Source organism: Salimicrobium album (assembly GCF_900107115.1).
Lineage (GTDB): Bacteria > Bacillota > Bacilli > Bacillales > Halobacillaceae > Salimicrobium > Salimicrobium album.
The window spans coordinates 314,932-337,041 of the sequence record NZ_FNOS01000001.1; the positions used below are offsets into that span (position 1 = coordinate 314,932).

22 protein-coding genes are annotated in these 22,110 nt (G+C 46.3%); 10 read left to right on the forward strand and 12 right to left on the reverse strand.

The window, feature by feature from the left end; translation table 11 throughout:
• Window positions 1-5 precede the first annotated feature (5 nt).
• The 6 genes from BLU03_RS01580 to BLU03_RS01605 form a co-directional block, all read right to left on the reverse strand.
• On the reverse strand, window positions 6-1,547 hold the full coding sequence (locus tag BLU03_RS01580) for a 2-isopropylmalate synthase (protein WP_076569508.1): 1,542 nt from the start codon (window positions 1,545-1,547) through the stop codon (window positions 6-8).
• On the reverse strand, window positions 1,540-2,568 hold the full coding sequence (gene ilvC / locus BLU03_RS01585) for a ketol-acid reductoisomerase (protein ID WP_076569506.1): 1,029 nt from the start codon (window positions 2,566-2,568) through the stop codon (window positions 1,540-1,542). The genes BLU03_RS01580 and ilvC overlap by 8 nt, the downstream gene beginning before the upstream one ends.
• A 21-nt stretch (window positions 2,569-2,589) precedes the next feature.
• Entirely contained in the window at window positions 2,590-3,111 is a 522-nt protein-coding gene (ilvN, locus tag BLU03_RS01590) for an acetolactate synthase small subunit (protein ID WP_008589537.1), read from the reverse strand.
• A complete protein-coding gene (gene ilvB, locus BLU03_RS01595) occupies window positions 3,108-4,838 on the reverse strand; it encodes a biosynthetic-type acetolactate synthase large subunit (RefSeq protein WP_093105085.1) in 1,731 nt (576 codons plus the stop codon). Before ilvB ends, ilvN begins: the two co-directional genes overlap by 4 nt.
• Window positions 4,839-5,204: 366 nt before the next feature.
• The gene (gene ilvE / locus BLU03_RS01600) at window positions 5,205-6,110 is read right to left on the reverse strand and encodes a branched-chain-amino-acid transaminase (protein ID WP_008589532.1); all 906 of its coding nucleotides are present in this window, start codon (window positions 6,108-6,110) and stop codon (window positions 5,205-5,207) included.
• Window positions 6,111-6,554: 444 nt separating this feature from the next.
• Window positions 6,555-6,929 (reverse strand): PH domain-containing protein, encoded by a 375-nt coding sequence (locus BLU03_RS01605; protein ID WP_008589530.1) that lies wholly within the window; start codon window positions 6,927-6,929, stop codon window positions 6,555-6,557.
• A 304-nt stretch (window positions 6,930-7,233) separates the two neighbouring features.
• Here BLU03_RS01605 and ectA point away from each other — a divergent pair, with 304 nt between their 5' ends.
• The 4 genes from ectA to BLU03_RS01625 all read left to right on the forward strand — a co-directional run bounded on the left by ectA (window position 7,234) and on the right by BLU03_RS01625 (window position 10,343).
• On the forward strand, window positions 7,234-7,740 hold the full coding sequence (gene ectA, locus BLU03_RS01610; RefSeq protein ID WP_076569503.1) for a diaminobutyrate acetyltransferase: 507 nt from the start codon (window positions 7,234-7,236) through the stop codon (window positions 7,738-7,740).
• 18 nt (window positions 7,741-7,758) lie between these two features.
• A complete protein-coding gene (ectB, locus tag BLU03_RS01615) occupies window positions 7,759-9,039 on the forward strand; it encodes a diaminobutyrate--2-oxoglutarate transaminase (protein ID WP_076569501.1) in 1,281 nt (426 codons plus the stop codon).
• A 19-nt stretch (window positions 9,040-9,058) separates the two neighbouring features.
• Window positions 9,059-9,451: an ectoine synthase gene (locus tag BLU03_RS01620; RefSeq protein WP_076569499.1), complete on the forward strand. Its 393-nt coding sequence runs from the start codon at window positions 9,059-9,061 to the stop codon at window positions 9,449-9,451.
• Window positions 9,452-9,605: 154 nt separating this feature from the next.
• Window positions 9,606-10,343 carry an SDR family oxidoreductase gene (locus BLU03_RS01625; RefSeq protein ID WP_008589521.1) on the forward strand — a complete coding sequence of 246 codons (738 nt, stop codon included), beginning with the start codon at window positions 9,606-9,608 and terminating at the stop codon, window positions 10,341-10,343.
• 52 nt (window positions 10,344-10,395) lie between these two features.
• On the opposite strand, the gene BLU03_RS01630 is transcribed toward BLU03_RS01625, so the two are convergent.
• A complete protein-coding gene (locus BLU03_RS01630; protein WP_245698663.1) occupies window positions 10,396-12,561 on the reverse strand; it encodes an FUSC family protein in 2,166 nt (721 codons plus the stop codon).
• A gap of 191 nt (window positions 12,562-12,752) precedes the next feature.
• On the opposite strand from BLU03_RS01630, the gene BLU03_RS01635 reads away from it, so the two are divergent.
• Entirely contained in the window at window positions 12,753-13,208 is a 456-nt protein-coding gene (locus tag BLU03_RS01635; protein WP_008589516.1) for a hypothetical protein, read from the forward strand.
• A 12-nt stretch (window positions 13,209-13,220) separates the two neighbouring features.
• Entirely contained in the window at window positions 13,221-13,403 is a 183-nt protein-coding gene (locus BLU03_RS01640) for a hypothetical protein (RefSeq protein ID WP_076569497.1), read from the forward strand.
• 40 nt (window positions 13,404-13,443) lie between these two features.
• On the opposite strand, the gene BLU03_RS01645 is transcribed toward BLU03_RS01640, so the two are convergent.
• From BLU03_RS01645 to gndA, 4 genes are all read right to left on the reverse strand, one after another.
• On the reverse strand, window positions 13,444-14,505 hold the full coding sequence (locus BLU03_RS01645; RefSeq protein ID WP_076569495.1) for a branched-chain amino acid aminotransferase: 1,062 nt from the start codon (window positions 14,503-14,505) through the stop codon (window positions 13,444-13,446).
• 12 nt (window positions 14,506-14,517) lie between these two features.
• Window positions 14,518-14,757, reverse strand: a complete 240-nt coding sequence (locus BLU03_RS01650) for an indolepyruvate ferredoxin oxidoreductase subunit alpha (protein ID WP_008589510.1) — start codon at window positions 14,755-14,757, stop codon at window positions 14,518-14,520.
• A gap of 126 nt (window positions 14,758-14,883) precedes the next feature.
• Window positions 14,884-16,329, reverse strand: a complete 1,446-nt coding sequence (locus tag BLU03_RS01655) for a gluconokinase (protein WP_245698665.1) — start codon at window positions 16,327-16,329, stop codon at window positions 14,884-14,886.
• A 97-nt stretch (window positions 16,330-16,426) separates the two neighbouring features.
• Window positions 16,427-17,836, reverse strand: a complete 1,410-nt coding sequence (gene gndA / locus BLU03_RS01660) for an NADP-dependent phosphogluconate dehydrogenase (protein WP_093105596.1) — start codon at window positions 17,834-17,836, stop codon at window positions 16,427-16,429.
• A 551-nt stretch (window positions 17,837-18,387) separates the two neighbouring features.
• Here gndA and cuyB point away from each other — a divergent pair.
• Both cuyB and BLU03_RS01670 read left to right on the forward strand, forming a co-directional pair.
• Window positions 18,388-19,095 (forward strand): cysteate racemase, encoded by a 708-nt coding sequence (gene cuyB / locus BLU03_RS01665; RefSeq protein WP_008589505.1) that lies wholly within the window; start codon window positions 18,388-18,390, stop codon window positions 19,093-19,095.
• Between the two features lie 195 nt (window positions 19,096-19,290).
• A complete protein-coding gene (locus BLU03_RS01670; RefSeq protein ID WP_008589502.1) occupies window positions 19,291-19,686 on the forward strand; it encodes an SET domain-containing protein in 396 nt (131 codons plus the stop codon).
• Window positions 19,687-19,733: 47 nt separating this feature from the next.
• Here BLU03_RS01670 and BLU03_RS01675 read toward each other — a convergent pair whose 3' ends face one another.
• Window positions 19,734-19,922, reverse strand: coding sequence for a helix-turn-helix domain-containing protein (locus BLU03_RS01675; RefSeq protein ID WP_076569493.1), 189 nt, complete (start codon window positions 19,920-19,922; stop codon window positions 19,734-19,736).
• A 242-nt stretch (window positions 19,923-20,164) separates the two neighbouring features.
• Between BLU03_RS01675 and BLU03_RS01680 the strand changes: the two genes are divergently transcribed.
• Both BLU03_RS01680 and BLU03_RS01685 read left to right on the forward strand, forming a co-directional pair.
• The gene (locus tag BLU03_RS01680; protein ID WP_093105091.1) at window positions 20,165-21,628 is read left to right on the forward strand and encodes a SulP family inorganic anion transporter; all 1,464 of its coding nucleotides are present in this window, start codon (window positions 20,165-20,167) and stop codon (window positions 21,626-21,628) included.
• 22 nt (window positions 21,629-21,650) lie between these two features.
• The gene (locus BLU03_RS01685) at window positions 21,651-22,073 is read left to right on the forward strand and encodes a universal stress protein (protein ID WP_093105094.1); all 423 of its coding nucleotides are present in this window, start codon (window positions 21,651-21,653) and stop codon (window positions 22,071-22,073) included.
• The last annotated feature ends 37 nt before the right edge of the window (window positions 22,074-22,110 follow it).

Below are 22,110 nucleotides of genomic sequence, written 5' to 3' on the forward strand. Positions count from 1 at the left end.
TTATATTATGCTTCTTTCACAGGAACACGTTCGTGTTTATACAGGGTACGGTTTACAGCATTCAGAAACGCATTAGCCGAAGCTTCGAGAACATCCTGTGCGGATCCTCTGCCGGATGTTTTCTCTCCGTTCACCGTCATCTGCACATGGACTTCCGCTAACGCATCACGGCCCCGACCTATGGAACTGAGCTGATAGTCTTCGAGATGAATGTCTTCGTCAACGAGCGCATCAATTGTATTATAAAGAGCTTCGACACTCCCTTCTCCGGTATGAGCCTTCTCGGTATCTTCCCCATCCGGACGATTCAGCATGACCGTGGCGGTAGGACGGCTCATATTTCCGTAATGAACCTGGAACGCATGCATTTTGTATTGAGGCATGTGGCCCATTTCCGTCTGTTTATCCGTAAGAATTGCGAAAATATCTTCGTCTGTCACTTCTTTCTTCTTCCCGGTGAGATCTTTGAAAGTCATAAAGGCATCTTTCAATTTCTCTTCCGGGAGATTAAGAAAACCGAGTTCTTCCGCTTTTCCGGCAAAAGCGTGCCGGCCCGAATGTTTTCCAAGCACCAGGCTATTGGAATCGATTCCTACCATGGAAGGGGTGATGATTTCATACGTGGAAGCTTCTTTCAGTACACCATCCTGATGAATGCCCGACTCATGAGCGAAAGCGTTCCGGCCGACGACCGCTTTGTTTCCGGGTACGGCCATCCCCGTAAGTCTGGAGACGAGGTCACTCGTGCGTTTCGTCTCTTTCAAATTGATGTTGATAGATTTTTTGTAAAAATCTTTCCTTATCTCGAGAGCGATGGCGACTTCCTCGATTGCTGCATTACCGGCCCGCTCCCCGATACCATTGATTGTGCCTTCGACCTGGGTGGCTCCATTTTCGATAGCGGCAATAGTATTGCTGACAGCCATACCCATATCATCATGGCAGTGAGCGGAAAGGTCGGCCTTCTGCACATTCGGCACGTTTTCCCTGATGTAACGGAACATAGCACCGTACTCTGCCGGGGTGGTGTACCCGACGGTATCCGGCAGGTTAATGACTGTTGCTCCTGCATCGATTACTTTTTCGATAATACGTACGAGAAAATCAAGATCCGATCTCGAAGCATCTTCCGCCGACCACTGTACGTGAGTGAAGCGTTCTTTCGCATAGGTTACAGCTTCCACAGCCTGGCTGATCACTTCCTCTTCGGTTTTCATCAGCTTATGCTTCATATGAATGGGAGAGGTGGCAAGAAAAACATGGATCCTCGGCTCTGCAGCGTATTGCAATGCATTCCAGCAGGCATCGATATCTTTTTTGTGACAACGGGCCAGCCCGGTAACCGATGCATTTTTTACCGTCTGGGCAATTTCTTTCACCGATTCGAAATCCTCAGTGGAGGAAACCGGGAATCCGGCTTCCATAATATCCACTCCGAAGCGGTCGAGCTGTTTGGCGATCTCAAGTTTTTCGAGACGATTCAAGTTCACTCCCGGAGATTGCTCTCCGTCTCTTAGTGTCGTATCGAAAACGTTTATATCAGCCATGATTTACCACTTCCTTCTCTTTTTCGGATTTGCCTTTGACAAACGGCATCAGTTTACGAAGTTCCCGGCCCACTTCCTCAATCTGACTGTTATTCTCACGTCTGCTGATTGCTTCAAACTCAGGACGGTTCGCTTTATTCTCGAGGATCCAGCCTTTTGCAAATTTACCGGTCTGAATGTCTTCAAGCACTTCTTTCATGCGGGCTTTCGTTTCATCATTGATTACGCGGGGACCGGAGACGAAATCGCCCCATTGAGCCGTATCCGAAACGGAGTAACGCATGTTTTCAATTCCGCCCTCATACATAAGGTCGACAATCAGCTTCAGTTCGTGGAGACATTCGAAGTAAGCGACTTCCGGCTGATATCCTGCTTCTGTCAATGTTTCGAAACCTGCTTTCACGAGGTTGGAAACTCCTCCACAGAGGACTGCCTGTTCTCCGAACAAGTCCGTTTCGGTTTCCTCCTGGAAGCTCGTTTCAAGAACCCCGGCGCGTCCGCCGCCGATTCCTTTGGCATACGCAAGAGCAATATCTTTCGCCTGATTGCTCGGGTCCTGTTCTACCCCGATAAGAGCAGGTACGCCGGCCCCCTCTTCAAATGTACGACGCACGAGGTGACCCGGGCCTTTCGGGGCTACAAGGAACACATCAACATCCGACGGCGGGACTACCTGATTGAAATGAACATTAAATCCGTGTGCGAAAGCAAGTGCATTTCCTGCTTCAAGGTTCGGTTTGATCTGCTCTTCGAAAACTGTCGGCTGATACTCATCCGGCAGAAGGACCATCACAACGTCTGCTGCTTTCGTCGCTTCCGCTACCGATTTCACTTCCACTCCGTCCTGTTCCGCTTTGTCCCAGGACTTTCCTTTACGGAGACCTACTACTACGTCGAAGCCGCTTTCCTTAAGATTCAGGGCATGAGCATGACCCTGGGAGCCATAACCGATCACAGCCACTTTTTTGTTCTGCAGTACCTCTTCATTGATATCATTGTGATAATAAACTGTCGTTGTCATATTTAACATCCTCCTCGATAATTAGTTCAAAATAGAATAAGGTTTCACTTCTGTCTGATGCAGTTGCTGCCCTCTCGTGAAGGCTGTGAGCCCGGTCCGAGCCAGTTCTTTCAGCCCGTATGGCCTTAACAACTCGATCATCGCATCCACCTTGTCCGAATTTCCGGTTATCTGTACCGTCATACTTTCTTTACTTACATCGATGACAGTTGCCCGGAAAGGTTCGATGATGGCCTGAAGCTCACCCCGCTGTTGCGGGGTAGTGAGCACTTTTATCATAGCCAGCTCTCTCGCCACGATCTGTTTATCCGTAATATCCGATACTTTAATTACGTCAATCTGTTTGTTCAGCTGTTTGGAAAACTGTTCAAGTTTCCGCTCATCTTCCACATCTACCACGAACGTCATTTTCGAGACTCCGTCGGTTTCCGTACGCCCGACAGATATACTTTCGATATTGAACTGCCGCTTGGACAGCAGTCCGGTCACACGGTTCAAAACCCCGCTCCGGTTATGAACAACCGCTGTTATTATTCGCTTCAAGGCTTGCTCACTCCAATCATTTCGTGACTTCCCTTTCCGGGAGCTATCATCGGATAGACGTTTTCCTGCTGTACCACCCGGCAATCGATAACCGCCGGCTTATCGCTGTTCAGAATACCACCGAGCTCCCGGTCGATTTCCTGGATGCTTTCCATCTTATAGCCGTGCAGTCCGTAGGCTTCAGCCATTTTCACGAAATCCGGCTGAGTATCTATGATGGAATGGGAATAACGTTTGTCATAAAATTTCTCCTGCCACTGCCTTACCATTCCGAGAGCCTGGTTATTGACGATTATGATCTTCACCGGAAGTCCCCTTTCCTGAAGCAGTGACATTTCCTGCATCGTCATTTGAAAACCTCCGTCTCCGACGATGGCTACCACAGTAGAGTCTTTATCAGCAATCTGTGCTCCAATAGCTGCAGGAAAACCGAAGCCCATCGTTCCGAGACCTCCTGAAGTCACCCACCGGTCCGGGCGATTGAAGGTGTAATATTGGGCCGCCCACATCTGATGCTGACCGACATCTGTCGTTACTACCGCTTCTCCGTCCGTAAGCTGGTGAACCTTTCTGAGTAAATACTGAGGAAGAATGACATCCTCCGACTCGTTATGCCAGAGTGGATAGTTCTGTTTGTTACTTTCCAGTTTTTCCACCCATTCCGCGTGATCGAGGGTGGCGGGTTCCAGTTCGTTCAGTTTATCCAGTGCTTTTTTCGCATCCGAAACTATAGGAATCTCCGTAGGTACGTTCTTACCTATTTCAGCCGGGTCGATGTCGATGTGGGCAATTCTCGCGTTTGGAGCGAAATGCTGAAGATTTCCTGTAAGCCTGTCATCGAAGCGCCCGCCTATGTTAATAAGAAGATCACATTCATAAAGAGACATATTCGCAGCATACGTTCCGTGCATCCCTGCCATTCCCAGAAACCGGTGGTGGTCTCCAGGAAAAGCGCCGAGACCGAGAAGGGTGGATGTGACGGGCAGGTCGTAATTGCTGACGAATGATTTCAAAGCTTCCGTCCCCCCTGCATGGAGTATGCCGGCACCTGTCAGAACTACAGGCTTCCTTGCGCCTATAAGAGCTTCACGAAGTTTGTTGATCTGCAGAGGGTTAGGCCGGACCGTCGGTTGATATCCCGGTAAATGGAATTCGTTTTTTACGTCCCTTTCGAACACCGTCGCCGAAATATCCTTAGGGATGTCGACTACTACAGGTCCCGGCCTTCCGGTTGCAGCGATATGAAAGGCTTCATTAACGATACGGGGCAATTCTTCGAGATCCTGAACCTGATAGTTGTGTTTCGTAATCGGAGTCGTTATACCCATAACGTCCGATTCCTGAAAAGCATCCGTCCCTATGACGTTCTTGGCAACCTGTCCGGTGAAAATTACAAGAGGCAGAGAGTCCATCATAGCGTCCGCAATACCTGTAATCAGATTAGTTGCCCCGGGACCGGATGTGCCGATGACTACTCCCGGCTTACGGGAAACTCTGGCATACCCTTCAGCTGCATGTATCCCTCCCTGCTCATGTCTCGGCAGCACATGGTCAAAACTTCCATCAGCCCGGTATAACGCGTCGTAAATCGGAAGTACGGCTCCTCCCGGATAGCCGAATATCGTTTCGACTTTCTGTTCAATCAACGCTTCCACCAGTAGATCTGCCCCTGTCTTTATCGTCTGCTGTTTGCCTTCTGCCGGTTTCGGTTCTGTGCTGGCCCTCATATTCATCATCCTCCTGTCTTAATGATTTTCGGTATAAATAAAAAACCTTTCCGTCCCTCTACAGTTCATCCCGCAGGCCACATTGAAGCCTCGGGATATCCGGTAAAGGGGCGGAAAGGTCTTGCTTTCCACGGTACCACCCTTGTTTTGCAAAGTTTCAGCTTTGCCTCATGAAACAGAATGCTTCTGTTTCTTTTGGTAACGGGTGAGTGACACCCGGCTCCGCCTACTGGGTCTTACCGTTCAGCATGAGCACTCAGGGACGATGTCGATTTAAGACGTATTGTCAGGCTTTCAGCAACCCTGACTCTCTGTGAATACGATCCCCTAAACCTTTCTTCCCGTCATCGCTTTGCATATCCTTTTTTAACCGGCCTGGACTTTTTCGCCGGAAGGGTAAACTTTATGTCCATCTTTCGTCGTTACTTTCCTGAATTCGGAAAGGAGGTGGTTGGTAATGGTTCCCGGTTTTCCGTCACCGATAATGCGCCTGTCCACTTCCACCGCTGCAATAACTTCGGCCGCAGTTCCCGTCAGGAACACTTCATCCGCTACGTATACGTCATGTCTCGTAAAAGGTTGTTCCATTATCTGGTAGCCTAGCTCATCCGCTATATCGATAATGGCATTCCTCGTAATTCCTTCGAGAGCTCCCAGATATACGGGAGGAGTGTAAATCTTTCCGTTCTTTACAATAAATACGTTGTCAGCAGATCCTTCCGTCACATAGCCCTGGTCATTCAGCATGAGGGCTTCATCCACCCCTGCCTGGTTCGCTTCCATCTTAACGAGAATGTTGTTCAGATAGTTCAGCGATTTAACCTGCGGAGGAAGGACGTCGGGTCTGTTACGTCGACTGGCAACGGAAGCGAGGCGTACCCCTCTTTCGTAAAGTTCTTTCGAGAATAAGGAAAGTGCTTCAGCAATGACTACCAGCCGCGGCTTTGAACAGGAGACAGGATTTAAACCGAGATCCCCGATGCCCCGGGATACGACTACACGGATGTAAGCTGATTCCAGTTCATTCTTACGGATCGTTTCCGCAATAATCTCCTCCAGCTCCTCTTTACTGTAAGGGATCTCCAGCATGACCGATTTAGCCGAATCATACAGCCGGTTGAGATGTTCATCCAGTTTAAAGATATTTCCTTCATATGCCCTGATACCTTCGAACACCCCATCTCCATATAGAAAACCGTGATCGTAAACCGAGATTGATGCTTCCTGTTTCGTTACGAATTCGCCACTTAAAAATATCCACTGGCTGCTCATCTGTAGCACTCCTTTCTGTATGTAAATTCCTTCTATTGATTATGCTTTACGTCTTATTTAAAAGGGGGACCCTGATCACTATCTTTCAATAGATGAATCAGGGTCAGGAAAAGAGGTCTTTTCCAAACAGATCGCCCCGCTCCGACGAGAGCGAAATGTTTATTGATGATTACTCTAATACTCTTCATGACAAAGGTCAATAACAAATGCACAATTTTTCTGAACAATTAAAATTATCAAAATAATAGTAACCGCTTACATCCGCGTCACAATTGATTTAAAGCGGTAAAGCGTTTTTTCTTTTTTTCTTTTTTATCTTAAAAACACCGGCAGTCATGGAAGAACTTGAACCCGGATCCGCAGAATTTCTAATAAAAAAATCCACCCGCACAAAGCATGTTGCTGCGGATGAATCAATGATGTTCAGTGCCGGGTATTCACCTGTTACAGGGTATAACTCGCAAGTGCTCTGTGGACCTCGGCAATATTATTGCCTTTTTTGAACTGTTTCATCACAGGCTCCGGCGTACCGCTCAACCATATACGGAGTTCCGATTCCATATCGAACGTACCGGCTGTTTCCACACTGAAGTGTGTGATGCTTCTGTAAGGTATGGAATGGTACTCCACTTTTTTTCCGGTCATCCCCTGTTTATCCACTAGAATGAGGCGTTTGTTCGTAAACAGGAACAGATCGCGGAAGACATTGTATCCACTATCCACTTCTTCTCCCTCTGTGAGAATATCCTCCATTTCACTCTCCAGTTTATCCAGATCAACTTCCGACGCATTCCCCATCAGATTATCAATAAATCCCATTCCACTCATCCCCTTTTCAGATTCTTCTTACTTGTATCCCCTTCCTGCACACATTTAACACGTGCTTACATAAAATGCAAACCGCTTTTTTCAAGGATCACGCTGTATTTCGTACTAATCGTAAGCAAATAAAATCTTCCCGATAATTTATACATAAGAACGTAAAGCTTTAAAGATTTATTCCTTCTCATCATGAATAAACTGAGTTGATATATTTCTGAAAACTATCTAACATTGTAAGCGTGTTCTTAACAGAGCACAAATAAAAAAGTGAAACATTACTTGAAGGAGGACGATTATTCTGATGAAAACAGCTGCTAAAACGGCTGAGATCGTTTACGACAAACCGGTTGTCGAAGATGGTGCAGCTATGTGGAAGCTAGTCAATGAATCAACCCTCGATCAAAACTCTCCTTACAAATATATAATGATGTGTGAATTTTTCCAGGAAACGTGCGTTACAGCCAAAGAAAACGGCGAACTCGTCGGCTTTGTAACTGCATTTGTCCCTCCGGAAAAACCGGACGTTATTTTTGTATGGCAGATTGGTATCGGTGAAAATCAGCGAGGTAAAGGTATCGCTACCGGACTATTGAGAGAACTTACGAACCGCACCATCTCGGATGACGTGCGCTATCTCGAAGCTACCGTCACCCCTACCAATAAAGCATCGAAAGCCCTGTTCAAAGGGTTTGCCGACAAAAATAACGTAACCTGCACTGTAAACCCCTGTTTCGATAAAGATTTATTCCCCGGCGACGATCATGAAGAAGAACTTACGTATCGTATCGGTCCGTTGGACAAACAATAACCTGAGGAGGAATTATCAATGGAAAAAGATCTGAAAGTATTTGAAGAGCTCGAGTCGGAAGTACGTTCGTATTGCCGCAGTTTCCCGACCATTTTTACAAAAGCGAAAGGTTCCCTTATGTGGGACAAAAACGGTAAAGAATATGTGGACTTTTTCTGTGGTGCCGGAGCCCTTAACTACGGTCACAACGATCCGAACATGAAACAGAAACTGATAGAATATATTTCAAGTGACGGAATCACCCACAGTCTCGATAAAGCGACACCACCGAAACAGGATTTCCTCACCACTTTGAACGAGAGCATTCTGAAACCACGGAACCTCGAGTATAAAGTGATGTTCCCCGGACCGACCGGCACAAACACAGTGGAAAGTGCCCTGAAACTGGCCCGGAAAGTTACCGGACGCACGGAAGTCATCACTTTCACCAACGGCTTCCACGGTATGACTATCGGCTCCCTTTCCGTAACAGGCAATGCTTTCAAACGTAAAGGTGCCGGTATACCTCTTCATAACGCAGTGACTATGCCGTATGACCGATACATGGATGATACTACCGATTCCCTCGATTATCTTGAACACTATCTTGAGGACGGAGGCAGCGGTGTAGAAGTGCCGGCTGCAGTCATTCTTGAAACTGTTCAGGGAGAAGGTGGACTCAACTGGGCATCCAACAAATGGCTGAAACGTCTTGAAGAATTGTGCAGCCGATTTGAAATCCTTCTGATCATCGACGATGTTCAGGCAGGGGTAGGACGTACAGGTACTTTCTTCAGCTTTGAACCGGCCGGTATCAAGCCGGACATCGTTTGCATGTCCAAGTCCATCGGCGGCTATGGTTCTCCATTTGCCATCACTTTAATCAAACCCGAATATGACATCTGGGCTCCTGGAGAGCATAACGGTACATTCCGCGGTAACAACCACGCGTTCGTTACAGCTACGGAAGCATTGAAGTATTGGGAAAACCCTGAATTCGAAAAAGCTATCCATAAAAAAGTCGAGAAAGTTACTGAGTTTCTGAATCGGATTGTAAAAGATTACCGTGAACTCGACGGGTATGTTAAAGGACGCGGACTCATGCAGGGGATTTCCTGTGGAGTGGAAGGCATAGCTGACGAAGTTGCGGGGGAGGCTTTCTCTCGTGGACTGATTATGGAAACAGCAGGGGCGGATGACGAAGTGTTCAAGTTATTCCCTGCCATTAATATAGACGATGCAACCCTTGAGCGCGGCTTCTCCATCATTGAGGAGTCAGTAAAAGCAGCCGCATCGAAACATACACCGGTAACAAACTGATAAAGGAGGACATACAGTTATGAAAGTAATAAAACTTGAAGATATCAAAGATACAGAGCAGGATGTAAAAGCCGATACGTGGGAGTCCCGCCGTCTCGTATTGAAAAAAGACGGGATGGGCTACTCCGTACATGACACTATAATTAAGGCTGGTACGGAAACTCACATCTGGTACCAGAATCACCTTGAAGCCGTCTACTGCATTCAGGGTGAAGGCGAAGTCGAAACAGTGAAAGACGGGAAAATCCACCCTGTAAAAAAAGATGAGATCTACATCCTTGATGAAAATGACGAACATTTACTCCGTGCTTACGATGGAGAAGATATGCGCATGGTGTGCGTATTCAACCCGCCGATCACCGGACAGGAAACACATGACGAAAACGGTGTATATCCTGTACTGGAAGATTGAATATTACCGTTCATTATATGCCCCCGGCTTACAAGACCGGGGGTTTTTATATTTTCCATAAAATCGGGCCGGGTGATTAACAGGAGGGCCAAACGGGTAAACTTTATTATCTTCAAATTGATTAAGATGAACGAACCGAGGAGGTATATTCAACATGGAAAATTTACAGAATAAAACAGCTATAATCACCGGAGCCAGCAGCGGTATCGGAAAAGCCGTCGCTCACCATCTTGCCGGTCATGGAGCAAACGTTGTACTCGCCGCCCGGCGCTCCGATCGCCTGCAGGAACTGGCTGATGAAGTGAAAAACGAACATAACACAGGCGTGAAAGTCGTAGAAACCGACGTAACGAAAAAAGAAGACCTGGAAAATCTCGTAAGTGAAACGAAAAGCGAATTTGATTCCGTGGATATATTCATCAATAATGCCGGAGTCATGCTTCTTTCTTTCCTTAAGAATGATCACGTGGATGAATGGGAACAGATGGTGGACGTGAACATCAAAGGGGTTCTGTTCGGCGTTCACGCTGTACTACCTACAATGGTGGAGCAGGAATCCGGTCATATCATCAACATTTCTTCCGTCGCAGGTCACGAAGTCTTCCCGTCGAGTGCCGTTTACAGTGCTACAAAATACGCGGTGCGGGCTCTTTCCATGGGAATGGAAAAAGAACTGTCGAGAACTGGCGTGCGCGTAACGAATATATCTCCGGGAGCGGTGGATACAGAGCTTACCGACCATATAACCGACGGGGATGTTTTCGATATGTTCAAAGGGGCAAGCTCGAAGACACTGAAAGCTGAAGATATAGCCAAAGCCGTCACCTATGCTGTCACTCAGCCGGACTATGTGGACGTCAACGAAGTGATGGTCCGCCCTATGCAGAAATAAAAGCATAACCCTGGCACGGACCAGCGCATAAAACACTAAAATCCCGCAGCGACTACAATACGTCGTTGCGGGATTCTTTTTCCTTAAAATGGAGTCTTTCTCCGAGAATGAGCAAAGATTTATTGATTTTCCAAATGTAGTGAAGATGATGAATGAGATCCCCATCCGTCTTCGACACGGCCGGGGCATTGCTTTCAATGAGTTCCCGTTCGTTTTTCAGATCATAAAGTTTCCCTGCCTTTTTATTTTCTTTCAAACTTTCCCTCAGAGACCGGATGTTATAGGTCAGATATTCTTCAGTAAGCTCCAGGTTATCCTCCACTACTATACCGTAACGAAAATCTTTCTGGTAACTTGAAGCGACAAGCTGTTTTGCATAATAGTTGACGGCAGTGAAAATCGTAAGCCATCCGGGCAGCCCCGAATACCTTCGCGCACCAGGGCCCTGAAGTAAAGGTTTCGCCTCTTCCTCCAGTAAATGCAGCTTCTCATCGAGAATAAAGGCTTTTTCGGCAAGGTCTTTCACCCCCTGATCACTGAACCCTTTCAAATATTCCGTAAGATATGCTTCCAGTTCCTCCAGATATTCTTCAAACGTGTCCGTAATCTTATTCATCGTCTTAGTCGGAAAAATGACAGCGACTACACTGAGGGCAATCACAGCTCCTGCGATTGTATCGATCACCCTGGCTGCCAGCAGTTCATACGTGATACCGCCAAGGATAAGATCGTACATGAAAGCGATAAGCATAGTAATGAATACACTCATGATGGTATAAGACACTGTAAGCATATAAAAAGCACAGAAAATCACGGTGAAAATAAGTAGCAGCTCCACTATCGCATAATCAGATACCATCGTGGCAAGGCCGAAACCTATTATCGCCCCGATCACCGTCCCGACAGAACGTTCCACTCCTTTGCGATACGCCCGTCCCACCGTATCCGTTCCAATCTGGATGATGAACGTCGTCAGTATGATCCAGTAGGGCTGCACCGGAGAAATAAGGTGACCGGCTATAATTGCAATAGAACCTGCAATGAGTGCCTGAACGGCTTTTTTCGTCGAGGGTTTCATCCCCTCTTCAGGCTCATCCTCCTGCTCTTCTTCTTTTATTTCTTCCACTTTCCGGTTGCGATGCATGGATCTTCTGATGTCCATGGCGCCTTCGGTCACGTGTGTAGCAATAGCTTCGATACGGCGGAGCAGGTAAAGCCAGCCCCCCGCTTTGGCTTCCTGGCTGTCAAACAGGTCGTTAATGACGTCCCGGAGTTCCCGTAATGTTTTCTCGGCGCGCTCCAAATCATTTAAGTCATACGAATATCTGAGCACTTCCGCTTTCCGGAGATGATCCAGCACATCAACCAGCAGCTTCTGCAACACTCGATTCTCGAAGGCTTTATCCATTTTAAGTCGCTGAAGACTGTCGGAGAGAGTGGTCACAAGCATAGCTGCATCAAACAGATAAAGCCTGACCTGAGCGGCACGCAGACCCGGCCAAATCTCCTGGATTTCTTTTTCTTTTATATCTGTCGCAACACTGCTTGCGTATATTCTCAGTTTTCTTGCGTTCGCTTCCAGTATCGCCTTTCTCCCCTCCAGCAGATGTTCATCCTGTATCACTTCCTCCAGAAGGTCAAAAGTCAAATTCGCCTGCCTGTGGAAAGAACTCATACTGTAAGCGATAAGCCGGGGGGAGTCTTTGAAAAGTATGAAATTGTAAGTAAAAGCGCTGGCAGCGCCTAAAAGTATAGCCATATAAAACCAGGGGAACTCCTCATAGGAAAGACCGAGGAACGAAGATATGTAAGTAGTCAGAAACCCTACCATCCCGAGGGAAAAATAGCGCGTCCCGAAGCGGGAAAAATAGAAAGCCCCGGCTGTCACCAGTATCATCAGAGTACTTACGAAGAAAACATCCCCTGCCAGTAACGAGCCTGAAGTGAGGCCGGTGATCCCGGCTACCGGAAGTAATAACGTGGTTCTCTTTTTATCCTTCTCCGTATCGTCCATCACTACCATTATTCCCATCATACCGAGCATTCCTGCCACTATTGAAGGCAATAGCGGATCTTTGCCTGTAAGCGTAAGAATAATCATAACGATAAAAACCGAAGTCATCAGACTTAATATTGCTTTCCCTGCCTGCCTCAACCGCTTCTTACCCGGGTCAACTGCCAGAAGTCGTTCCCACCAGTAAGTCATCGATTTTTTCACTGTTTCTCCCCCTTCCCTTAAGAGCATACCTTTTCTTATAATACGCATTCTGCTCTTCAAGGGCAACCTCCCGCTAATTTCGAAAGACCGCATGCGACGGAAGTCGTTATGTTTCAATCTACTATTACTTTTTATGTCGTAGAGAAACCGGAGTAAATGTGCTATAATGCGTACGGAATGGAGTGATTTTAATGTTATCCTTTGATGAAAAACAGGCAATACTCGATCAATTTGAAGAATTGAAGAAAAATGAAATCTCACTGGGACGACTCAATTACCACTATGAAGAAAGTCTATATGATAAAAAAAATGTCGTATATCACCTTCACCCTAACGGAAACGGGTTCGTCTATGCCGGCTTACTGGACGACAAAGAAACGGACGACCGGGGTATGGTGAATATCCGCGATTTCTCGGAAGAAGCATTGAAAGAAATTGTCCGAGAAGCTATCGACTCCCTGTCCATGACCGAAGCCGAGCGTCATCCCCTTCTGGAAGAATGGGAAAACAGATCCGGTGAGCTGCTCGTTCTTCTCAAGGAAGACGACGGCTACAACGTTTATGGCGGAGAACGTCTTGAAGGGTCTTTCCGTTCCTATGAAGAGGCCAGCGATTTCCTCGAACAGGAAGGTTTCAGAAATATATAGGAGGTCGAATTCATGCTGATCCGCTTTATTGCAGTTTTCCTTATTTCCATAGTACTTTTCGCTCTGATCGCAACTTTTCTGCCCAACATACTTAATTTCGTCTGGCTGGCCATAGGGATCCTATTCATTTTGTGTTTAGGTTATCTCGCCGCAGTCTACATTCAGAAAATCAGACAGTTGATTAAACAGAAATAACGCGCCGGCTCAAGTCCGGGCGCGTTATTTTTATTACCGCTTATATTTTTACACTCCAGCCTTTCGTATCTTCTCTGACACCAAGCTGGATCCCGGTTATTTCGTCGTACAGACGTTTCGCCAGTGGACCGACCTCTTCGCCGTTGATCGTCATCGTATTCCCGAGCCAGTCGAGTCGTCCCACCGGAGAAATAACCGCTGCTGTACCGGCCCCGAAAGCCTCTTCAAGTTTTCCTTCCTCGTAATACTGATACAGTTCAGCAATGGAAATCTTTCTTTCTTCTACCGGAATATCCCAGTCCTTCAACAATTCCAGCACGGACATCCTCGTCACCCCTTCGAGAATGCTGCCACTGAGAGCAGGGGTAATGACTTTCCCGTCTATCTTGAAGAAAATGTTCATACTTCCCACTTCTTCGATATAGCGCTTTTCTACACCATCGAGCCAAAGAACGTCTGCATGCCCTTCTTTTTTGGCGTTGGCCTGAGCCCGATATGCAGCCGAATAGTTTCCTGCTGTTTTTGCAGCACCGGTGCCGCCTTTGACCGCTCTGGTGAACTCGTCTTCCACCTTAATCCGGACCGGCTTCATTCCACCTGCAAAATAAGGGCCTACCGGCGAAAGAATGATCATAAGCTTATACGATTGCGACGGAGCTACTGCAAGATTCGCCTCGGTCGAAATTATAAACGGCCGTATGTAAAGTGAAGTTCCTTCAAACTCCGGTACCCATTCTTTATCTACTTCCACGAGTTGTTTCACGTATTCGAGCACCCGTTCTTCATCAATTTCAGGTATGCTCATGCGCCGGTTTGATTTGTTGAGACGTTCCATATTTTTGTCCGGACGGAACATGAGAGTCTCTCCGTCTTTGGTACGGTACGCTTTCATACCTTCGAAAACCGTCTGGCCGTAATGGAAAATCATCGCTGCAGGATCCAGAGTGATCGGCGCATAAGGAATAACGCGGGGGTCATACCAGCCTTTCCCTTCTTCATAATCCATCACGAACATGTGATCCGTAAACACCTGGCCGAACGGGATTTCCTTCGATTCCGGTTTCTGTTTCATACTCTCGGCTTTTTCGATTTTAATGGACACACCTATCTCCTCCTATCGTTTTTCAAAAAATTGTTCTGCTTTTTGTAAGAACTGCTCATCTTCCGGAGTAAGATCGAATTCTTCCACAATTGCTGCTACCGGGCACTGCATGACACACATGCCGCAGTCGATACACGTATTCGGATTTATGTAAAATTGATCTTCTCCTTCTTCAATGCAGTCCACCGGGCATACATCGACACATTCCCCCGACTTTTCATTCATACACGGGCTCGTGATGACAAACGCCATAGTTGTCCCTCCTAATTTAAAAACTGAATGATACAATCTGCAAAACCAGCCATAGACTTTGTCATTCATTTCTGTTTATTCTAACATATCCTAATTAAAAAAATCAGGACGGAATCTCCGCCCTGGTTATTCTCCGGTTAACTGCCGGTATTTTTTGAAAACCTCCTGGTACGTACGATGATTTTCCTCATTGAAACGTATGATTTCACCGACGGGGGTGTACTCACGTATCTCTTCATAGGAGCCCACTTTTCCGGAGCCGAAGAGGGAAACCCAGGCGGCGCCCCAGGCTGCACTGTGATGAGTGATGGAGAGCTCTATATCCTGACCGAACACATCGGCAAGAATCTTTACGAAGACCCGTGATTTGGCAAGCCCGCCATTCATCCTGATTTTTTCCGGTCTGCCGGATATACGCTCCACCGAGTGACCTATGTGGTATAAATTGAAAGCTATCCCCTCGAGGCATGCCCTTACAAAGTGAGCCTGCCCGTGCCTCATCCCGAGATGATGAAAACTGCCGGTAGCCTCGGGATCCCAGACAGGCGCCCTTTCCCCGTTTACGTGAGGAATGAACAGCACACCTTCTGCTCCCGGAGCTATTTCTTCTGCCAGTTCCGTAAATTCATCAGGAGAACCGTCGAAATTCATAACATTCTTCAGCCACTGTAATACAATCCCTCCATTGTTCGTCGGGCCACCTATAATAAATGAATCTTTTTCAAAAGCATATGTGAAAGTCTCCCGGCTGTCATCTACGTAAGGGCTATGCGCGAACTGTCGGATGGCTCCACTCGTTCCTGCAGAAATTGCAGCCTCTCCGGGTCTGATAGCTCCGTCCCCAAGATTTGCAAGCTGTCCGTCGCAGGCCCCCAAATAGAAGGGAATAGTCTCAGAGATGCCTATTTCCTCCGCCACTCCCGCTTTAAAAGGAGATAATCGGGTCCGGGGAGAAGAAACACGGTTCAGCATACGTTCGGAGATGCCCGCTACTTCAAGGGCCTTTTCATCCCATTTACCTTCTTTCAGGTTATACATACCGGTGGCCGAAGCCATCGAGTAATCAATGAGGTCATCACCGAACCAGTTATGAATAATGTATTCTTTCAGGGAAACGACTCCCTCAGCTCTCCTGAACATATCCGTACGCCTCTTTTTATGATGATGTAATTTCACAAGAGGGGTCATCGGGTGTATCGGCGTGCCGGTACGTGCATATATTTCTTCCTTCATGGGAATAGAACCCATACTTTCAAGACTTCCGGCATCAGACCAGATAGAAGCGTTTGAAATAGCCTCCCCGTCTCCATCTACGAAAATTAACGAGTGCATGGCCGCTGAAAAACCACCTGAAATGATACGTGTCTGTTCTACCCCCTCCATAAGAGCGGCCAAAGCTTTACGGGTTTTCCGGTCCACTTCCGCCGGATCCTGTTCTGCTCTTTTCCCGGAAAGATACATCGTTTCCAGTTCTTCTTCCACTTCTTTTACAACACTTCCATCCGTCCGGAATAGAACTGCTTTGGCGCTTGTCGTTCCTATATCGAGTCCGATGACTAACTGTTCCTTCATGTTTCCCACCACCATCTGCTTATCATTGTCCTGCTCGAAAAACCCCCGGCCCGTCATAGGAGCTTCGTCTCCTCGCGGCAGGCCGGGGTGAATTATATTACTTCAACCATTCGGTATGGAACGTTCCTTCTTTGTCTTTACGCTTATACGTATGAGCTCCGAAATAGTCACGCTGCGCCTGAATGAGGTTCGCAGGTAAATCGGCCGTACGATAACTGTCGTAGTAGGCGATCGCGCTTTGAAGAGTCGGCACTGGAATACCATATTTCACAGCAATGCTGACGACTGTACGAAGGGCATCCTGATAACTTTCAACGATGTTCCTGAAATAATCATCGAGCAACAGATTATCAAGATCCGGATCACGATCATAAGCTTCTTTTATCTTCTGGAGGAAGCCTGCGCGAATAATGCATCCACCTCTCCAGATCATAGCGATATCACCATACTTCAAATCCCAGCCGTTTTCGTCACTTGCTTTTCTCATTTGAGCAAACCCTTGTGCGTAGGAGCAGATTTTACTCATATACAAAGCCTTGCGGATCGCTTCGATAAGCTCCTCTCTGTCTTCCTCAAAGGAAATTTCCGGTCCGGAGAAAACTTTACTCGCAGCCACTCTTTCCTCTTTCAGAGAAGAAATGAAGCGGGCAAAGACGGCTTCTGTAATTAAAGGAAGCGGCACTCCAAGGTCCAGAGCATTTTTGCTCGTCCATTTTCCGGTACCTTTCTGTCCGGCAGAATCCAGAATTACGTCTACCATCGGTTTACCTGTCTCCTCGTCTTTCTTCGTGAAAATATCGGCTGTAATTTCCATAAGGTAGGAATCAAGTTCGCCTTCATTCCATTTCTTAAATGTCTCATGCAGCTCGGTATCGTCCATTCCTGCAACGTCCTTCAACAGATGATACGCTTCGGAGATAAGCTGCATATCCCCGTATTCAATACCATTGTGCACCATTTTAACGAAATGACCGGCACCGTCCGGACCAATATATGTCGTACATGGGTCGCCATTCACTTTCGCGGAGATGTCTTCAAAAATCGGCCGTACAAGTTCATATGCTTCTTTCTGGCCGCCCGGCATAATTGAAGGTCCTTTCAGGGCTCCTTCTTCTCCACCGGAGACTCCGGTACCGATGAAATGAATACCGGATTCGGCAAGTTCTTCATTACGACGCATCGTTTCCTCATAAAGAGTGTTTCCTCCATCGATAAGTACGTCTCCTTTATCAAGGTGAGGAAGTAACGACTGGATGGTTGCGTCCGTCGCCGGTCCCGCTTTTACCATAAGCATAATTTTCCGGGGCTTCTCCAGCGAAGCAACGAACTCTTCCACTGTCTCTGTTCCTGTGAAGTTTCTGCCTTTCACTTCGTTATTTACAAACTCTTCCGTTTTCTCGAAAGTACGATTAAATACCGAAACGGAGTAGCCGCGACTTTCAACATTCATAGCTAAATTCTTACCCATAACGGCAAGACCGATGACACCGAATTGATTTCCAGACATAATCATAACTCCTTTATCCATTCGTTTATTTTCCTGACTATTGATTGTGACACAGTCCGAATTACCGGCATACACTTGTATCAGAGAGAATTTCGTACACTTTTGAAATCCAGCCGGGAAAACTGAATGATTTTACTTTACCATAAATAAAAATTTTTTTCAGACTTGAAATTGCATCAGAAAATTCGACAAAACTTCAAGCAGTAATAAAGCCGGACTATCAAAGATTATTCACTGAAAGTGGCGCCCATCGATAAAATTTGTAAAAAGCCGCTTATACCTGTTATCTTTACATGAAGTTATCGTTACGGAGAGAGAAGCACCTGTCCTTCACGAAAAATAGTTTTCTATACTTTGTATCTGCGAATTTTGATATAATGTATAATCAACCATAACGTACTGAAGAATCTGCTTTTAAATACGTACAGGGAGATGAAGAAGTAAATATTGTCTTCCATCAGTCCAAACGTTCTTTTACTTTAGAAGCAGATGATCTCAGTCTTTTTGACGCATCAAAAGTATTATCAATAATCAGCAAAGAGGAGTTCAATATGGAATATAAACTAGGCGTAATAGGCGGCATGGGCTCTGAGGCGACAAGTTATTTCTTCAAGGAAGTTGTCGCTCATACGGAAGTAAAAAAGGATCAGGATCACATTGACACCGTCATTTTAAATCATGCAAGTCTGCCGGACCGGACAGAAGCTATTCTGACGGGGGACGACGAGGAATTTATCAACAGGATTGTTCAGGATATTCAATTGCTGGAGAAGATAAACGTTCAGAACATTGCCATCCCCTGTAACACGACCCACTATTTTTATAACATCATTCAGGAAGAGACCTCCGTCCCGATTATTCATATGCCGAAAGAAAGCGTCGCTTCCGCAGTAAGTAATTTTGATGACGTTAAAAAAATTGGCATCATGGCAACTACCGGAACGATACGGACAGGAATTTATCGAAAAGAATGCGAGGAGATGGGTGTAGAACTCGTGGCTCCGTCCGAAGCAGGACAGGAAGATGTCATGTCTCTTATTTATGATGAAATAAAAAAAGGTCTGCCGGGTGACAGATCGAAATTTGACCGTGCCTATCAGGAATTGATTGCTGCAGGCAGTGACGTAATCATTCTGGCCTGTACGGAATTATCCGTGTTCGGGGAAAAGAATGAACTGTACGATAATTGTCTGGATGCAATGGAAGTGTTAGTGAAAGAAGTGATTGCCCGTTCGGAAGAATATCAGGAAGTATTATAATACGTACCTGTATATTCCCTGCTGACTTTCATTTCTTCACCTACAGCTCCGGTTAACCCTGGAGACCTTTGCACATAAAGCGATTTTGTACATGTCCCCATTGAAACAGAGTAAGTCCGAGTATCGACTTACGGTTGCTTTTATCACTGAACCCTGCCATACTGAATCAATTATCAAAGAAAAGCAGGTGATGGATTGATAGAAGTACGTACTTCTCAAATTACAGACGTCGAAGATGAATTCAACAAAGGGGTGTTCGCCTCTCAAATGATCAGTAAAGGAACCCGCTTCCACCGGGCACCGGTGCTTCCCTACCCGAACGAACAGCATAAGCATATTGAAAAAACGTATCTGGCCGACTACGCTTTTGAGTATGGAGAAAATCACACCGCCTTTTTGCTCGGTTACGGTATGATGTTCAATCATTCTTATGAGCCGAACGCCATTTATGAAATAAATTTCGACAACCATTCTTTTGATTTCTATGCTTACCGTGATATACAGCCGGATGAAGAAATTTTCATCAACTATAACGGGGAAGCGGATATTGAAGATCCTTTATGGTTTCATGAAGAAGAGGAGCAGGATTAAGTCCGCTCCTCTTCTTTTATATATCCGGCAGTTTGTTGTACGTTTTTTTACAGATGTTCTCCGTGTGCCAGCTTAGCTATGTGCTCCCTGAGATCTTCTTTCCTCACTCTCCAGTGCCTCCCGATTTTGAACCCGGGAATCCGTCCGTCCTGCACCAGTTTATACGTGGTCACTTCACTGATCTGCAGATACTCCGCAACCTGAGCCACCGTCATAATTTCACGTTCGTTATCCATCAGCAACCGCCCTTCATTTCTATTCTGCTATTGTAAGTGTACGCGTTTCACTCCTGTTTCACAATCAAAATACGGTAATACGGTATATATTACAACCCCCGCTCCCTTAAATTTTCATTGCAATTCAGCCGTTTATATTATACTCTATTATAGTCCATTATAAATCATTTTAAATCAATGGTTCCATATTCATTACTATCATTAATGAATTAACATAAACTTATAAAAGAAAGAGGGTACCCATGTTTTCATCAACTTTGAAACAGGAATGGTTCGGAAACGTTCGCGGCGACATTCTGTCAGGTATTGTAGTAGCTTTGGCTCTCATTCCTGAAGCAATCGCCTTTTCAATTATAGCAGGAGTCGACCCCATGGTCGGTCTCTACGCTTCCTTCTGTATTGCGGTAGTCATTGCATTCGTCGGGGGAAGGCCCGGGATGATTTCCGCCGCTACAGGGGCGATGGCTCTGCTAATGGTAACGCTCGTGGCGGAACACGGGCTCGAGTACTTACTGGCCACCACCATTTTAACGGGGGTTCTGCAGATTATTCTCGGGGTATTTAAGCTGGCCCGTTTTATGAAATTCATACCAAAATCAGTTATGGTCGGCTTCGTAAATGCACTGGCTATTCTTATTTTCACCTCACAGCTCCAGCATTTCGAAGGGGAAGGCTGGATTGTTTACGTTCTTGTCGGAGCTACACTTGCCATCATCTACCTCTTCCCTCTGATTAATAAGACAATCCCCTCCACGCTCGTCGCTATTATAGTTATGAGTGTCATCGTCGTAACGATGGGGATTGACGTGAGGAATGTCGGGAGTATGGGAGAACTTACGCAAACTCTTCCTATTTTCGCACTTCCCGATATACCGCTCAATTTCGAAACGTTGGCGATTATATTTCCGTATGCTATGGCACTGACGATTGTCGGATTGCTTGAATCATTACTGACAGCCTCGATCGTCGATGATTTCACCGACACGGAAAGTGATAAAAATAAAGAGAGCCGCGGCCAGGGAATAGCCAACGTCGTGGCCGGATGTTTCGGCGGTATGGCGGGCTGCGCTATGATCGGTCAGTCCGTCATCAACGTCAAGTCCGGGGGACGCGGACGTTTGTCTACTCTGGTAGCCGGGGTTTTTCTTATGTTTCTCATCGTAGTCCTCGGAAACGTCGTCGTACAGATCCCGATGGCTGCCCTTGCCGGAGTCATGATCATGGTATCCATCGGAACTTTCGACTGGGGTTCTGTACGTAACATCCATAAGACCCCGCTTTCCGACGCAGCAGTTATGGTCATTACGGTGGTGACTGTCGTTGTGACTCACAACCTTGCTTACGGTGTGCTGGCCGGGGTTGTACTGAGCATGATTTTCTTTGCGGTTAAAATCTCCAGGGTCCGTGTTTTATCCTTGTATATGAACGAAGCACAAAAACGTATATACTATGTACAGGGGCAACTGTTCTTCGCCTCTGTTACCGAATTCCAGGAATCTATCGAATTTAATGAAATCCCTTCTGTAAAAGAAGTGATCATTGATTTAAGCGAATCTCACCTGTGGGATGATTCAGCGATCGGAGCCCTGGATAGTGTAGAAGCCAAGTTTGACCAAAAAGGTATCGACGTTACGTTTGTCGGAATTAACGCAGAAAGCAGACGTTTACTTGAAAAAGTAGGGGGAGTTTCCAAAAGCTCCTCCTAATAAACCGTAAGGGAGTTCTGTTATGTACACAAAAATACTTTTAGCATCCGACGGATCCGAACATTCACATCGAGCGATCGACGAAGCCTTGAAAATGGTGGATCCCTACAAAGATAAAGTTCATATTGAAGTTGTTTACGCTGTAGATGGTGATCAGTCTAAAAAAGACGTATTGAAATATGGGGATTCCGACACCGCTTCCCTGAAACGGAAAGAAAAATTCCAGTCCACCATCGAATATATCGAGGCAAAGGGGCTTGCAGCAGACATTACGATTTTGCACGGTCAACCCGCCGAGACGCTGATTGAATATGCGAACGAAGGCGACTACGACTGTGTGCTCGTCGGAAGCCGGGGACGGAATAAATTCCAGACGTTGATTCTCGGCAGCGTCAGCCATAAGTTAGTGAAGTATATTCAATGTCCTGTGATTGTTGTTAAATAATTCATGGACTTCTATAAAACAGTGAACCTCCAGGAAG